This is a genomic window from Aquicella lusitana, assembly GCF_902459475.1.
GTDB lineage: Bacteria > Pseudomonadota > Gammaproteobacteria > DSM-16500 > DSM-16500 > Aquicella > Aquicella lusitana.
The window spans coordinates 21971-38065 of sequence record NZ_LR699114.1; the positions used below are offsets into that span (position 1 = coordinate 21971).

12 protein-coding genes are annotated in these 16095 nt (G+C 45.4%); 7 read left to right on the plus strand and 5 right to left on the minus strand.

Translation table 11 applies throughout. The features are described from left to right. The first annotated feature begins 100 nt into the window (after positions 1–100). The gene (locus AQUSIP_RS00140; protein WP_114834950.1) at positions 101–2353 is read left to right on the plus strand and encodes a chitinase; all 2253 of its coding nucleotides are present in this window, start codon (positions 101–103) and stop codon (positions 2351–2353) included. A gap of 80 nt (positions 2354–2433) precedes the next feature. Here the strand turns inward: AQUSIP_RS00140 and AQUSIP_RS00145 are convergent, their stop codons facing one another. Then, positions 2434–3321, minus strand: coding sequence for a putative glycoside hydrolase (locus AQUSIP_RS00145; protein WP_114834949.1), 888 nt, complete (start codon positions 3319–3321; stop codon positions 2434–2436). Between the two features lie 106 nt (positions 3322–3427). Further along, entirely contained in the window at positions 3428–4132 is a 705-nt protein-coding gene (locus AQUSIP_RS00150; RefSeq protein WP_232058669.1) for a YggS family pyridoxal phosphate-dependent enzyme, read from the minus strand. A 63-nt stretch (positions 4133–4195) separates the two neighbouring features. On the opposite strand from AQUSIP_RS00150, the gene AQUSIP_RS00155 reads away from it, so the two are divergent. Beyond that, the gene (locus AQUSIP_RS00155; protein ID WP_114834948.1) at positions 4196–4711 is read left to right on the plus strand and encodes a hypothetical protein; all 516 of its coding nucleotides are present in this window, start codon (positions 4196–4198) and stop codon (positions 4709–4711) included. A 44-nt stretch (positions 4712–4755) separates the two neighbouring features. Here AQUSIP_RS00155 and AQUSIP_RS00160 read toward each other — a convergent pair whose 3' ends face one another. Then, positions 4756–6330: a phosphoenolpyruvate carboxykinase gene (locus AQUSIP_RS00160; RefSeq protein WP_114834947.1), complete on the minus strand. Its 1575-nt coding sequence runs from the start codon at positions 6328–6330 to the stop codon at positions 4756–4758. A gap of 470 nt (positions 6331–6800) precedes the next feature. On the opposite strand from AQUSIP_RS00160, the gene AQUSIP_RS00165 reads away from it, so the two are divergent. Then, the gene (locus AQUSIP_RS00165; protein ID WP_114834946.1) at positions 6801–8579 is read left to right on the plus strand and encodes a M4 family metallopeptidase; all 1779 of its coding nucleotides are present in this window, start codon (positions 6801–6803) and stop codon (positions 8577–8579) included. 97 nt (positions 8580–8676) lie between these two features. On the opposite strand, the gene pyrF is transcribed toward AQUSIP_RS00165, so the two are convergent. Next, complete coding sequence (gene pyrF / locus AQUSIP_RS00170) at positions 8677–9453, minus strand: orotidine-5'-phosphate decarboxylase (RefSeq protein ID WP_114834945.1); 777 nt, start codon at positions 9451–9453, stop codon at positions 8677–8679. Further along, on the minus strand, positions 9454–10050 hold the full coding sequence (locus tag AQUSIP_RS00175; RefSeq protein ID WP_114834944.1) for an orotate phosphoribosyltransferase: 597 nt from the start codon (positions 10048–10050) through the stop codon (positions 9454–9456). Between the two features lie 168 nt (positions 10051–10218). Here AQUSIP_RS00175 and carA point away from each other — a divergent pair, with 168 nt between their 5' ends. The 4 genes from carA (at position 10219) to pyrI (ending at position 16087) form a co-directional block, all read left to right on the plus strand. Next, positions 10219–11268, plus strand: coding sequence for a glutamine-hydrolyzing carbamoyl-phosphate synthase small subunit (gene carA / locus AQUSIP_RS00180; RefSeq protein ID WP_114834943.1), 1050 nt, complete (start codon positions 10219–10221; stop codon positions 11266–11268). A gap of 213 nt (positions 11269–11481) precedes the next feature. Further along, positions 11482–14700: a carbamoyl-phosphate synthase (glutamine-hydrolyzing) large subunit gene (carB, locus tag AQUSIP_RS00185; protein WP_114834942.1), complete on the plus strand. Its 3219-nt coding sequence runs from the start codon at positions 11482–11484 to the stop codon at positions 14698–14700. After that, positions 14700–15632, plus strand: coding sequence for an aspartate carbamoyltransferase (pyrB, locus tag AQUSIP_RS00190; protein ID WP_114834941.1), 933 nt, complete (start codon positions 14700–14702; stop codon positions 15630–15632). Before carB ends, pyrB begins: the two co-directional genes overlap by 1 nt. Further along, entirely contained in the window at positions 15629–16087 is a 459-nt protein-coding gene (gene pyrI / locus AQUSIP_RS00195; protein ID WP_114834940.1) for an aspartate carbamoyltransferase regulatory subunit, read from the plus strand. Before pyrB ends, pyrI begins: the two co-directional genes overlap by 4 nt. The last annotated feature ends 8 nt before the right edge of the window (positions 16088–16095 follow it).

Genomic DNA, 16095 nt, shown 5'->3' on the forward strand with positions numbered 1-16095 from the left:
TCACCCTGGAGTAGTAAAGGAAAAGGGTGAAACAGCCTGCTGTCTTTGCCCTTTTCCTATTAACTCAATCAACGTGGCATACCGTCTTGGAGAAGAAGCGATGAATAAACGTTTAGGGTGGTTATTTTGCGCGTTTGTACTCAACAGTGCGAATGTGTATGCGGGAAATAAGATGGCAGGGCAAATAGTTGCGCCCCAGTCGACGGCTTGTGTAACAGGTCAGTTTTCGATAGCGCCTGGCGGTAACGAATATTGGAGTACAGTTAATTTAACAATTACGAATCACTGCGCCCAGGCGGTGGACATGCAAAATGCAGTGATTCAATTTAATAGCGATAAGTCACTCAATACCAGTGTGTGGGGAGACTTTAGCGCAGTCAGCTATCCCAATCCTTCTCCGGCTGCAGTTTCAGCATCAGAGGGCGATCATTATCGCACTACCATTCGTTTGCAATTTCCGGAAGGAGACGCGTATTGGAAACCGAACACAAAACTTGCGGCAGGCAAAACCATTGTGCTGAATTACGGGGAAGCAAAACCAGGTTATGATGCCGATTCGGTAAGAGTTTATCTTAATCAGCCGCCCGTTGAGACAGGCACAATCGAGCTGATAAACCAATCCAGTCAGCCAGCCGGCGTGAGCACAACGCCCGTAATTGATATCTACAACGGCCAGACGATTACTCAGCAGATATCACTGGGGTGGAACAGCCACAAATCTGTTCCTGTTGCGCCTGGTACTTACACCATCAAGGCAGAAAGTTTTCAGATCGGCAATACCACCTATACAGGTAGCGTGCAGCCGGAAAAGGTGACAGTGGAAGCCAACAAGACAGTGTCTTCAAGCATTCATTATCAGGCAACCGCGAAAGACGGTGTCATTGACATTCAAATGCCGGCGTTGCCTTCGGAGTTAAAAGATTATTCGCAGGATGTGCAGGTTACATTGACGGATGCGCTGGGCGGATCAACTGGACCTAAAGCTGTGAAGTGGAATCAGAGCAATGTCATCCACAATCTGGTTCCTTTACAGCAGTACACGTTTAGCACACCCGTCATCAGTCAGGGTGGATTTCAGTGTACAGCGAGTTTTAATCCGGCAAGTATCACCGCAGCAGAGGATATTTCGCATCCTGCCACTGCCAAGGTCCAGTACCAATGCGCGCCGGTCAAACAGGATGTAGTGAATATTGATGTGAGCGGGTTAAACAAGGTGTCATCAGTTTCTTCTATACAGTTACGCTTTACGCCTAATAATAATTCAAAGCCGGTGGAAAAAGAGGTTAATCTGAATAACGGCGCGGGAACGGCGACTGTCATGTTGGATGACGCTGTTGTCTATAGTGTGGCAAGTAGTGATGTGACGGGATATAGCGTATCCATTAAACCCGCTTCATTTGTTGCACAGGAAGGCATCAAGGTCAATGTTAGCTATGGGAAGATCGATACTAGCCGCGTGGTCGGCCCATTTGTGGATACAACCGCTTGGCCATTTTATCATTTTGCAGATGCAGCAGCTGAGGCAGATAATAAAATTGCACGACTGGGCTTTGTTGTAGCGGACAGAAACAATCAATGCAATGCTACCTGGGGAACATATTATGAGATAGACGGCTTTGCTGATCTTGCAAATGAAGTCACTCGTATGCAAGCGCAAGGTAGAAATGTGGTTCCTTCATTTGGCGGTCAGGCAAATCTTCCACTGGAAGCGGCGTGTACGACACCTGAAAGCCTGAAGGCACAGATTGTGCGTGTCATTGATGCCTTTCATGTTAAACAAATTGATTTTGATATCGAAGGTGATGCGCCTGCTCACCAAGACCGTATGGATCGTTTAGCGCAAGCCATTGTCCTGTTGCAGAAGGATCCAGCTTATAAGGATATAAAAATAAGTTATACCCTTGCTGTTTTGCCGGAAGGTTTAACGGATGGTATTAATGCGTTGAATAGTGCTGCCAAGGTTGGTGCACAAATTGCGTATGTGAATATCATGGCAATGGACTATGGTTATCCCGCATCAAACATGGGTGAACTTGCAGCTAAGGCAGCGGTTTCAACAGTAAATCAGATCAAGAAGATTTATCCTGAAAAATCTGAAGCAGAAATCTGGGCCATGATAGGCGTCACGCCCATGATTGGTAAAAATGACACGCAGGGTGAGACTTTCACACTGAATGATGCCTGTTACTTAAAGCAGTTTGCTGATCAGAAAAATATTGGCCTATTGTCCATGTGGTCAGCTAACCGCGATAATGGCAACTGTCCAAATGGTGGTGCTGCGCCTAATTGTAGTGGTGTCGCTCAAACAACCAATGAATTTCAAAAGATTTTTAGCGGCAAACAAGCTTGCTAGTGTTTAGCGAACTGACAGAAACAAACAAAAAAAATCCCCCCTTGCGGGGGGATATCTCTCATCATCATGTAGCGATTTAATTATTCTGCGGATTTCTTTTGATTTTGTAAGACGTAAAACAAATTTTCATATCGATTGTGCGGACTCCATGCATACCACCCATCAGCATTGGCATCATTGACAGCTTTGATTTGCGCCTTTATGTATGCCAGTTTTTGTGCGCGGGACATGCGGTAGTGATAGTTGGATAGCTCAATATAAGCGTACATCTTCATTGGCATTTTGCCGTCGAACTGTTTTTGAATGCGTGTTAATGAATCATAAACGGTTTCATAAGGTATTTTGTAATGTTTCTGAAAGGGCCAGTAGTGTGACGGATAAACCATGGGGCAGATGGCGTCGACACTTTGTGAGAACATTTTTATATTTTGGCCTATGTGTTTTGACTCACCATAACTTGCGACACCAAATACATCTACTTGTAGTGGGATGTTCTGCCCCGATAGTTTATTTTTGTACCATTGTATGATGTTGTGAATATTCTTCGCATTTTCAGCAGAGGGTTTTTGAGAAGATTTATAACGAATGTAGTCTAATTGAATTTCTTTTGCACCCCAATCAATGGCATGTTTTACCAGTTTATATTTTTTTTGCCAGACATCAGGGTTTGAAATCGCTGCATGGGTACCACCATCAGGAAACATTACGATACGAGCAACATAGCGGATGTTATTTTCCTTCAACAGCGCGACATTTTCCCTGTAGCGCTTGGAGGGAATTTCCAGATCCACCACAAAAGTATCAATCCCGGCTGCTTTGGCATTTTTGATTAACTGATTGAGAAAAGCGGTGTTTTCGAGCGAGTATTGAGTCAGATAAATGCCTTTGACTTTGGCGGCGCTTGCCACAGATGCGAAAATGAAGAGTGACAAAAATAAGAGCGCCATCCTTGTAAATTGTTTGATCATACTGGCAGCCTCTATTGGAAAGTTCCCTATAGTTTATTTATACCCTAAATCGATGTGTTGTGATTATGGTACAATATGGAAGATTTAGCAGAGGTTAGGAATTACCCTATGCTCGGCTACCAAAAATGGCGGTGCCAATGCGAACAAGCGTTGAACCTTCTGCAATCGCAGCTTCAAAATCATCTGACATTCCCATGGATAATGTATCCAGTTCGCATCCCTGCTCCCGAAGTCTTTGCCATAACAAAAATAAGGCATGAAAGCTTTGACGCTGCGCCGCAAAATCTTTTTGCGGCGCAGGGATGGTCATTAAACCGCGCAATTTGATGTTAGGTAAGCCCATACAATAGCGCGCAAGCGGTAATACTTCTTCGGCTCTGACACCGGATTTACTGGACTCATTGCTCACATTCACTTCTATGCAAATATTTAACGGCGGTAAATGGGAGGGCCGCTGATCATTCAGTCGCGTAGCTATTTTTTTATTATCCACGCTGTGAACCCAGGCGAAATGCTCGGCGATTTTGCGTGTTTTGTTGCTTTGTACCGGCCCGATGAAATGCCAGGTGATGGCTTTGTGGGCCAGTCTGTCTATTTTTGAGAGCGCTTCCTGTAAATAATTTTCGCCGAAATCCGGTTGTCCCGCTTGAAAAGCAGCTTCAATTTTTTCAATGGGTTGACCCTTGCTGACGGCGAGCAGGTGAACGGAATCGGCTTTGCGCCCATATTTTTCAGCATAGTCTGCAATCCGTTTTTTAACGGCAGCGAGTTGGGTGCGAATGGTCATCGTCATGTTGTTGGGTAAGGACATATTCAAAAAATAATGCTATGTTTATACCACTATAAGCTTAAATACTGGAATGAGGAACGTTGCATGTTCAGAATAATCAGGCATTATTTTTTCATTATAGTCAGCTTGCTTGGCCTAAGCTTGGCAGGTTTTTCTTTTGCTGTTGACTCTACCAGCATTCAAAAGGCTCATTTGATCGCTCAAAAACAGGAGCCCAGAACGGTTACTTCGGGCGCTCAAGATACGCTAAAGGTGACTTCCACTTCTCCATACAGCGGCGGTAAATTGTCTTGCCCCACAGGTTATGCATTAACCGCGGCAAATGTCGGCCAAAATTATTACTGGAATCCTAAAGCGAATTCCTCAATCAGTTATTCGTGTGATTCCACTTGTAATGGTATTGAGCTGGGTTGTGGTTGCGGAAGGCTTCATTGCCCATCAGGCTGTTTCGCCGGCTGTACGAATGATTGCACGCGATCCAGTACTTCTTATTCAGGCGGTTGGGTGCCCAGTAAAACGATGTTGCCCAATCAATCGAGCGATATGCAGGCGACTTCTTACACTTGCAACAAGATAGAAAATGTATGGGTTAAGTCTTAAGAAGATATTGCCTCGCCCGTTGTGAGGCGGGCGAGGCGCTTGAGTTAATCCAGGCTAGGTCCTGCATTCCTGATCGCTTCACTGACATTAAACCGTTTAAAGTTTTCAATAAATTGTTCGATCAGAATGCGCGCATACTTGTCATGGGCTGCAGTGTCATTCCAGGTTTTGCGGGGATTTAATAATTTAGATTCAACCCCATCTACTGCTTTGGGAATATCAAAATTAAAGCCTGGCAATTTTTCATATTCCGCATCTTTTAATTTGCCATTCACAATAGCGGTTACCACGGCACGTGTGGTAGGAATCGAAAAACGTTTGCCGCCTTCACCGTGAGCGCCGCCTGACCAGCCGGTATTGACCAGATAGACTTGCGTGTCGAAATTTTGCAAGCGCTTCATTAAAAGCTCGGCGTAGACGCGAGGCGGTCGTGGGAAAAAGGGTGCGCCAAAACAGGTGCTGAAGGTAGGTTTGATGCCGCTACCTTGTCCTACTTCTGTGCTGCCAACGAGGGCAGTGTAACCGCTCAAGAAATAGTAAGCTGCTTGCTCAGGCGTCAGCCGGGCGACGGGCGGGAGCACACCATAAAGATCGCAGGTTAAAAAAAGCACCGCATTTGGCTGTCTGCCGCGATTATTTTCCACGCGCTGTGGAATAAATTCTCGGGGATAGGCTGCTCGTGTATTTTGAGTGAGACTGGCGTCACCATAGTCAGGATTTTTGGTTACGGGATCCAGCACCACATTTTCGATGACAGAGCCATAACGTATCGCATTCCAGATCAAGGGTTCCCGCTCTTCAGAGAGGTCAATACATTTGGCATAGCAGCCGCCTTCAAAATTGAAAACGCCGTCATTTCCCCAGCCATGCTCATCATCGCCAATCAAAAAACGCTCGGGATCAGCAGAAAGCGTGGTTTTTCCCGTACCTGACAAGCCGAAGAAAAGAGCCGTATCGCCGTTCTCACCCGCGTTAGCGGCACAATGCATTGGCAGGATGTTATGTTCCGGCAGGATAAAGTTCAGTACGGAAAACATGGCTTTTTTCATTTCACCAGCGTAATGCGTTCCGCAAATCAGGATGCGGCGCTGGCTGAAGTTAAGAATGACCGCGGCATCGCCATTGACGCCATCGCGGGCAGGATCGGTTTTAAAGCCAGGCACGCTTAAAATGGTCCATTGATTGGGAACGACGGTGGTGGCCGGCTTTTCGGGACGTATGAATAAGACACGAGCGAAAAGATTGTGCCAGGCCAGTTCTGTGATAACTTTAACGGGAACGCCCAGTTCTTCGTGGGCGCCTACTTTCAAAAAGGAAATAAAGTGGGCATCCCTGGTATCGAGATAATCCTGCGCTTTTTGCCATAAGGCATTGAATTTTTCAGGGCTGATGGGCTGATTAATCGTGTTCCAGTCCACCTGGTTTTCCGTGATTTCGTCACGGACAATGAAACGGTCTTTGGGGGAGCGTCCTGTTCGAGCACCGGTTTTCACCACTAAAGCCTGGTTGGAAGCAAGCTCACCTTCGCCTCGGGCAAGGGCGATCTCAACTAATTCTTCAGCAGACAGATTGATATGGGCTTTTGTATTCATGGTAACAACCTCGTTGGACTCGACCATTCGGGACTCCTAAGTAGTTATATAAGGTAATGGCTTTTGTGGTTCTTATTTAAGCCATCAAAGGCCGGCTTATTGTACATAATATCCTGTCTATATCCTAGTCGATGCTGTAAAAAAATAAAGCAGCGGTGGTTGATTGGGGAGAGTGGCATTGAGATGCCAAGTTGGCAATGACGAGGGGGAAAGTTCGCAATTGTCATTTATATCGGGCCAACAAACAAAATGGACAGACTTCACAATGCTGTCATCCTCAGGATGACAGCGTTATTGAGCATTTTGTAAAATGGCCAAAGCCCGGTTTATGAGATGTTATTTCAATGCTTCCCGGCAACTAGCGCCGACTAAGGCTTTACTTTTTTTTTCACCTATGCAATAAGTTTTTTCTACGTAACGCATAATTAAAAAATTCATTTTTAATTTTTACGTAAAGGAATTTCAGTTCAACTCCTAAATCTAGCGAGGATGGAACCATGTCTAATTTTGTAAAAGCTGGTATTTTTTCTTTGTTGTGCCTCAGTGCACTGCCCGCATTTTCAGCGCGGCCAGTGGACCTCAGTCAGCAGGATATGTCATTTCTACGATCATTTTCTTCTCCCGTTGCATTGAAAGCGGGCGCAACCGCTGGTGTGTCGGACCTGGAACAGGTCAGCCAATCTACCGATTTCAATCAAACGCTGCATGTTCGCGTTAAACAAACTTATAACGGCTACCCGGTATGGGGCGGCGATGCTGTGTTACACATTCCGCATGGGCAGCGCACAGAAAGTTTTCGCAAGACATTAGCAGCAGCACCCAGCGCAAAGACCACGATGAATGGAGTGGTGTATCAAGATCTACAAACTGATTTGCAAAATGCACCCGCTTTTATTTTTAATCAGGCACAAGCAGATAAAGCCATTCAGGAAGCTGTCGCCTATTACGAAAAAAATCTGGGCGCTAAGGCGACAATTGAAAATAAGCGCAGCAAGTTAATCGTCTATGTTGATGGAGAAAACAAGGCGCGCTGGGCATTTCATGTCCGCTTTTATGCTAAACCGTCCGTATCGCGGCCAGCCATACCCAGTTTTATCATGGATGCAGAAAACCTGAAAATTTATCGCGAGTGGGATGAAATCAAAACACTAGATGTTGGAAGTGATCCCAAGTTATTGGACAATGCGACGGGCGGAGGCTTTGGTGGGAACCGAAAAATGGGACAGCTGGTATACGATGGATTAACAGGCCATCTTTCTCAGTGGGATATACAGCGCGATTCAGCCAAAAAACTCTGCTATCTGAGAAATCATGAAGTCACTGTCGCGGACTACCGTAAAGGCGAGAATAAAATCGCTTCTTTTTCCTGTGATAAACCGGACCCTCAGCATAATAATGTTTATTGGGATGGCGCAAGCGATGAAATTAATGGCGGTTATTCACCTAATCATGATGCGCTTTATGCCGGTAAAATTATTAGCGATATGTATCAGGCTTGGTACAAGGTGCCACCGCTGGTCGATCCTTATAACAAACCATTAATGTTAACGATGGTCACGCACTCACCTAATTATGACGAGTATGGCAACGCCGACCCAGACAATGCTTATTGGGATCCAGAAAAGGAAAAAATGTATTTTGGCGATGGTGAAACCTATTTTTATCCTTTGACTTCATTGGGCGTCACGGCGCATGAAATCAGCCACGGTTTTACTGAGCAGCATGCCGGACTTATTTATGATCAGCAGTCAGGCGGCATGAATGAAGCGTTCTCTGACATGGCAGCACAAGCGGCAGAGTATTATTCATTGGGCAAAAATAGCTGGCAAATTGGGCCTGAAATCACTAAAACCAGCGTGCTTCCTGTGTTGCGCTATATGGAAAATCCAAGCGATGATTGCAAATTTGTCAGGGATCCTGAAGAAGGTAAAAACTGTTCCTTACAAAATGCCAATGATTACGATGCCTATGTAAAGCGGCATAAGGATGACGTAAGCTCACGTTACCGTATTCCCAATGTGCATTTAAGCAGCGGCATTTATAACCGTGCATTCTATCTGCTTTCAAAAGAAAAAGACTGGGATGTCAGAAAAGCGTTTGATGTGATGGTAAAAGCAAACCAGCACTATTGGACGTCGAGCAGTACGTTTGCTCAAGGTGCCTGCGGTGTGATTAGTGCGGCGATGGATTATGGATATGATCTCGAAGGTGTGCGCAATGCATTCAATGGAGTAGGTATCGATACCAGAAAATGCAAATTAGTTGCACAGGCTTAACCTCCATAAGCAAAAAGCCCGGCTTCATGCCGGGCTTTTTTTTGCAGATGAAAATCCTGAAGATCAATGTTTTCGTGGAGGAAATCCAGAAGCCGAACTATTTTTCACATCGCTTCAAATAAGCATTCCACCCGCTTTCGCGATATTTGCGCGCTTCAGCAACCGGATCTGTTGCAGCGATGATGCCTCTTCCAACAATAATGATGTCTGTGCCGTGCTCAAGAATGGCTTTTTTAGGCGTGATATATTGCTGACCTAAGGCATCTTTTCCTGTTTCAAGCTTGATGCCAGGCGTCATATGGATCCAGTGCGGATCGGCGGACAGTGCATGCTGCGTAATAAAACCAATGACAAAATCTGACGTGTGCTCTGCCATTTTTAATGTACTTCGGATGTAATCCACATTCATAAAATGGCCTGCAGAGCTCATTTCTGCAATGAGCACCAATCCGCGATTTTTTTTACGGCCCACTTGAGCAAGGCCTTGCACAATCCCAGGCCCTGGCAGACTGTGTGCGTTAATGATGTCAGCCCAATCAACAATGTGATAAATCCCGCCTTCATATTGATGTTTGACTGTATTGCCTATGTCTGCAAATTTTCGATCTTCAAATAGAAGAAAATGATGTTGATGCGCCAGTTTACGCAGTGTATGCGTAAGATCGGGAGTGAAATCAGAAATGATATCTATGTGTGTTTTCAGCATACAAATTTCAGGGCCCAACTGGTCAGCAAGTTCAAGTAGCTTCTGGGCGGAGGTGACATCAGCCGATATGGTGAGGTTAGTTTGCTTCTCATCCATTAATTGCAATAGCCGTTTCGCGAGAGGTGAAAGGCAATAATTTGCGCGCTCGGTATAAGATAAATGTCTCATTTAGATAGCTCTCGTTCGCAAAAAATCTTCCAGGATCTGGCGTTCTGTCTTATTTAGCAGGGTGGAGCCCAAAAGCGACTGTAAAATATCAGACAAAGACAAGATGGCGTGGAATTGAAACTTTTGTGATAACGTTTCGCCGCCGCCTTGCTGGCGGTCGATAAGTGCCACCACATCTTTGACTTCAAGGCCTGCTTGTTCCAGATCATTCGCTGTTTCAATAATGCTGCCTCCTGTGGTCACCACATCTTCTATGATCAGGCAACGCTGTCCTGCCTGGAATTCGCCTTCAATCAGCTGTTTCGTCCCATAATCCTTTTTTTCTTTTCGACGCATGATCATGGAAATGTTGTGTTCAAGTGAAATACAAGTGGCGATGGGCAGTGCCGTGTAAGGTACGCCGCAGACGAGATCGAAATGGCAGCCGCGAGTTTTTTTCCACATGGCGTTTGCAATCACCCGCAAAATATCCGGGTAGGAAATGATTTTACGCAGGTTAATGTAAATAGAAGAAGTTTGGCCGCTTTTTAATTTGAATTCGCCGAACTGGATGGCGCCGATTTGATAAAGGGAGTAAATGAGCGATTCCTGTTCCATCTAAATGACCTCACGGTAAGCCTTGAGTTGATAAGGAAAATACTTGATATCAATGAGGTTGTAAATGCTTGAGTCTCGCTTTAACCTTGCGCAGAGGGATCAAAAGACCATTTGCACGGCTAGCTTAAAAATGGTACAAATACGCGACTATAAGATATATATGAAAATATGCTCCCTAATGCACAGCTAGTTCTACAATCAGGAGAAGTTTTTTACGGTACCATCCCTGACAATCAGGAGCATCCCTCTTTTGGGGAAGTCGTCTTTAATACTGGCATGGTAGGTTATGCCGAATCGTTGACCGATCCCTCCTATGCTGGCCAGATTCTTGTCTTTACCTATCCCTTAATAGGTAATTATGGTGTAGCCGAGCGGGCGACCTGGGAATCACAAAAAATTCATGTACGCGGAGTCATTGTATCCGAACTGTCTCCTTTTTATTCCAATCACGCTGCACAATCCGGGTTAGCCGAGTGGCTTGCGGATCAGAAAATACCTGTTTTAACCGGCGTTGATACCCGAGCTGTGACCAAGGTGCTGAGAACCCAGGGTGTTGCCCCGGGAGCGATTGCCCCGCTGCATGCCAAGCTGGATCATTTCGAGAATTTTGATCAGCATGACTGGGTCAGAGAAGTGTCCATTAAGGAACCTTGTTACTATGGTTCGGGAACAAAGACGATCATTGCGATTGACTGTGGAATGAAAGAAAATATCCTGCGTTCGCTGTTAGCTTTTCCTGTGCGTATCAAACGAGTCCCTTATGATTATGATTTTACCCAGGAAGCGTTTGACGGTGTCTTTATCTCCAACGGACCGGGCGACCCAACGCGGTGCGGTAAAACCGTTGAAATTATTCGCAAGGCCATGGCGAAACAGAAACCTGTTTTTGGCATTTGTCTCGGCACACAATTAATGGCGCTTGCTGTAGGTGCGACAACCTATAAACTTCCCTTTGGACACCGGTCGCACAATCAGCCCTGCTTGGACCTTTCAACCAATCGCTGCTATCTCACTTCCCAGAATCATGGCTATGCCATTGATGAAAACAGCTTGCCTGCCGACTGGCGGGTTTCATTCCGTAATCTGAACGACAACAGCGTTGCTGGCATTGAACACCAGCATTTGCCGTTTTTTTCTGTACAATTTCACCCTGAGGCAGCGCCCGGGCCTGAGGACAGCAAGTGGTTGTTTCAGAAGTTTTTTGATTTACTGAATTAATATATTAACTGGACTTTGGCCGTTTGACAGATTCACGAATTTGTCATCCTGAGCGCAGCGAAGGATCTCCTCTTGTGCATATAGAGATCCTTCGCTGCGCTCAGGATGACAGCGGTTTCTGTAGAATCAGCATCATTTGTCAACAATGGCTAAAGCCCAGATTAAAAAACGCTTTTGAATTTTATTAAAAAAATTAAATATCGAGGCACACGTATGCGGTTTAGTGGAAAGAAAGTCTTGCTCCTGGGGTCTGGCGGATTACGCATAGGCCAGGCTGGCGAGTTTGATTATTCCGGTTCTCAGGCCATTAAGGCACTGAAGGAAGAAGGGATCCATGTCGTCCTCGCCAATCCTAATATTGCAACAGTGCAAACCGATGCCCATATGGCAGATACACTGTATTTGCAGCCTTTAAATATAGAAGTCATTACGCAGATTATCAAAAAAGAAAAACCGGACGGCATTCTGCTGGGATTTGGCGGTCAAACAGCGCTTAACCTCGGTCTTGCCCTGGAAAAAGCGGGCATTCTAGCTGAGCATCATGTTGAGGTGCTCGGTACCCAGGTTCGTTCTATTCAGCAGACAGAAGACCGGGATTTATTCAAGCAGGCGTTGGAAAGCATTGGCATTCACACACCGCGAAGCATTTGCGTGACCAGCGTGGAAGCGGCGCTCGCTGCTGCTGAAGAAATCGGCTACCCCATTATGATGCGTTCAGGTTTTTCGCTTGGCGGCCTTGGTTCAGGAAAAATTACCAACAAGGGAGAGCTAACGAGACGTGCAAAAGAATGTTTTGCCACGGTGCCGCAGATTCTGATTGAAGAATATCTCCTGGGCTGGAAAGAGTTTGAATACGAAATTGTGCGCGATGCGGACGGCAATGCGCTAACCATTTGCAATATGGAAAACCTTGATCCCATGGGCATTCATACAGGTGAAAGCATTGTCGTAGCGCCTGCCCAAACATTAAGTAATCGTGATCATCAGCATTTGCGTAACATGTCTATTGCCATTGCCAATCACTTCACTATTGTCGGTGAATGTAATATCCAGTTCGCTGTCAATCCAGAAAATGGGGATTACCGCGTGATTGAGATGAATGCACGATTATCACGCTCAAGCGCGCTTGCTTCTAAAGCAACGGGTTATCCGCTCGCATTTGTCGCAGCAAAACTCGGATTGGGTTATTTGCTGCATGAGATAAAAAATAGTGTCACTCAACAAACTTGCGCCTTTTTCGAGCCTGCGCTGGATTATGTCGTGGTGAAAATTCCTCGCTGGGATACACATAAATTGAAAGCAGCGGAACGCACGATTGGTACGGAAATGAAAAGTGTAGGCGAAGTCATGAGCATTGGCCGCTCTTTTCCGGAGAGTTTGCAAAAAGCAGTGGGTATGCTGAATATCGGCGCATCCTGTCTCAGTGATTATCCGCACGCTATTCCTGACGCTAAAAGGGAAATTGAATTCCCCACGGACCGACGTCTTTTTGCGCTCTATCAGTTCTTTATGAGCGGCGGTACAGTGGCAGAGGCACAACGACTCAGTAATATTAATTTCTGGTTTTTATCGCATATTCACGCGATCACCGAGGTTGAAAAGCGTCTTGCTGCTGAACCGCTTTCCCCGGAATTGCTTTTGCATGCCAAGCGCATGGGTTTTTCCGACCGCGCTATTGGAAAGTTAACAAAACAGTCTGAAGAAGACGTGCGCATGCTGCGCTTATCAAAACAGATTGTTCCCTATGTGAAGCAGATTGATACACTTGCTGGTGAGTTTGCCGCACAAACCAATTACTTGTATCTGACTTATCATGCCGCTGAACATGATATTGAAGCGACTCCCGAAAGGCCTATTCTAGTATTGGGTTCAGGGCCTTATTCCATTGGTTCCTCCGTTGAATTTGATTGGTGCGCGGTAAATACTTCACGTTCACTGCGTGAGTTAGGTAAAAAATCCATTCTGATCAATTCCAATCCCGAAACAGTTTCGACTGATTATGATGAATCAGACCGGCTTTATTTCGAGCAGTTAACTCTTGAGCGTGTGCGGGATATCGCTGACTTTGAAAAAGCGGCTGGTATTATCGTGTCGGTGGGCGGCCAGGTCGCAAATAATCTGGCATTGCCGCTTGCCAAAACAGGCTATCAACTGTTGGGTACCTCCGCTCAGTCTATTGATAATGCGGAAGACCGGGAAAAATTTTCGGCCCTGCTTAATCAACTGAATATCGATCAACCTGCCTGGCAGCGCGTGACCAGTCTTGAAAATGCAAAACAATTTGCCGAGATGATTGGTTATCCCGTGCTTATCCGCCCTTCTTATATACTCTCAGGCTCAGCCATGAACGTGGCTTATGATGAACGTTCGCTCGAGCAATATTTACTGGAAGCATCACTTGTCTCGTCAGAGCATCCTGTAGTGATTTCAAAATTCATTCTAGATGCAAAAGAATTGGAAGTGGACGGCGTGGCCGATCGCGGTAAAATTATTATTGATGCCATTGCTGAGCATGTAGAGAATGCAGGCATTCACTCGGGCGACGCGACGCTTGTCATTCCGCCTCAGCGTCTTTATCTTGAAACGATTCGCAAAACCAAAAAAATTACCAGCCAGATTGTAGAAGCTTTAAAAATCACGGGTCCTTTCAACATCCAATTCATTGCGAAAAATAATTTTATTCAAGTTATTGAATGTAATTTGCGTGCATCGCGCTCTTTTCCCTTTGTTTCTAAAGTCACAGGATACAATTTCATCAACATCGCAACGCGCGCAATGCTGGGTCAGCATAAGCCCATGATTTATGAAACATTAGAATTGGATTATGTGGCGGTGAAAGTGCCTCAGTTTTCCTATCATCGCCTAAAAGGTGCGAACCCGGTTGCGAACGTTGAGATGGCTTCTACCGGCGAAGTGGCTTGTCTGGGCGAAAATCTTTATGAAGCTTATTTACGCGCCTGGCTTGCTACCGAACAGGCATTGCCGGAAAAACGCATACTTGTTTCGATCGCGGATGTACATAAGGCAAAGCTGTTGCCTTACCTGCTGCAGCTGGAAGAACAGGGCTGGGTATTTTACAGCACCAGCGGTACGCACGCATTTTTGTCAAAAAATGGAATAGGCTCCTACTTTGTCCATAAAGCCAGTGAAAAAAGTGAGCCCAACATTCAAACCTTGATTGCGCAGCGGAAGGCCGAGCTCATTATCAACCTTCCTACGGCGAATGGCATCAATACCCTGACGGATGGTTATATGATCCGGCGAATGGCAGTGGACCATCACATTCCTTTGATTACCAATCTGCAGATTGCGCAAATCATGCTGCAATGTTTAATTGACTTTAAGGGAAAAACACCGGAGACCGTATTATCATGGCAAGAGTACATACAGAGGCATGTTCCTTATCAACAATCAATCAGAATGATAGCATAATGAAAAGTTTACTTTATGGTCATGATGTTCTTTCCATGAAAGAATTGTCATTAGCGCAGATTCAGCAAGTGCTCGAGCTCGCCGCAACATTCAAATCAGAAGACGTACCTGCGTTATTAAAAAATAAAATCATTGCTCACTGTTTTTTTGAACCTTCGACGCGCACGCGCCTATCTTTTGAGACAGCGACGCTACGACTGGGCGGTCAGGTCATTGGTTTTTCGAGTGATGAAAGTCTTTCAATCAAGAAAGGCGAAACGCTGCAGGATACCATTCAGGTTTTATCCCATTATGCAGACCTCATCATCGTTCGCCATCCCAAAGAAGGGGCTGCGCGGCTTGCGGCCGAGACGTCGGCAAAGCCGGTAATCAATGCGGGGGACGGGGCGAATCAACATCCTACGCAGGCGTTGCTGGATTTATTTACCATACAAGAATGCCAGAACAAGATTGATGGACTGGCGATTGCACTGGTTGGTGATCTTAAATATGGCCGCACGATACACTCATTTGCCCAGGCATGTACATTGTTTGATATACGATTATTCCTGGTCTCTCCTGATTCATTGACCTTGCCCGATTTTATCTGCGATGAATTGAAGCGCAACGGCGTTCGCTTTTCATTTCATCAGTCGCTGGAAGAAGTCGTTCCCAAAGTAGATATTCTGTATATGACACGTATTCAACAAGAGCGTTTCAACGATGCAGATTATCAGCTGATTAAAAAACGCTGCATCCTGACACCCGATTTGCTCGCCACAGCAAAGCCTAATTTGAAAATTTTGCACCCTTTGCCGCGGGTAAATGAAATCGACGCGGAAGTGGACAAAACGCCGCATGCTTATTATTTTCAACAGGCAGCGAATGGCGTATATGTGCGGGAAGCGCTTTTAGCCTTGATGTTAAATGAGAATGTGCAGGTGTTGACATGAATAAAACATTATCTGTTTCAGCCATTCAAAACGGTACGGTGATTGACCATATTCCTGCAGGCCAGGCCTTGCGTATTCTGCATTTATTGCGCTTGTTAAACAAGAAATGCCAGGTCACAGTGGGGTTTAATTTATCCAGCCAACGCATGAAATTAAAAGACCTGGTGAAGGTTGAAAATTATCTTTTAACAAAAGAAGAAGCCGACAAAATTACGGTTTTTGCACCGGATGCAACCATCAATATTATTAAAAATTTTGATGTCGTCGAGAAAATTATTACGCAATTGCCACCAGGTATAGAGGGTGTGTTTTCGTGTCCCAATCAGGCTTGCATCTCGCATGTAGAGCCTGTGGAAAGCTTTTTTATAATCAAAGAACAGAGCAAGCGTGTCCATGTGATATGCAAATACTGCGAAAAAATATTTGACCGGAATCAGGTAAAGGTAAAAATATAGTAAAAGCG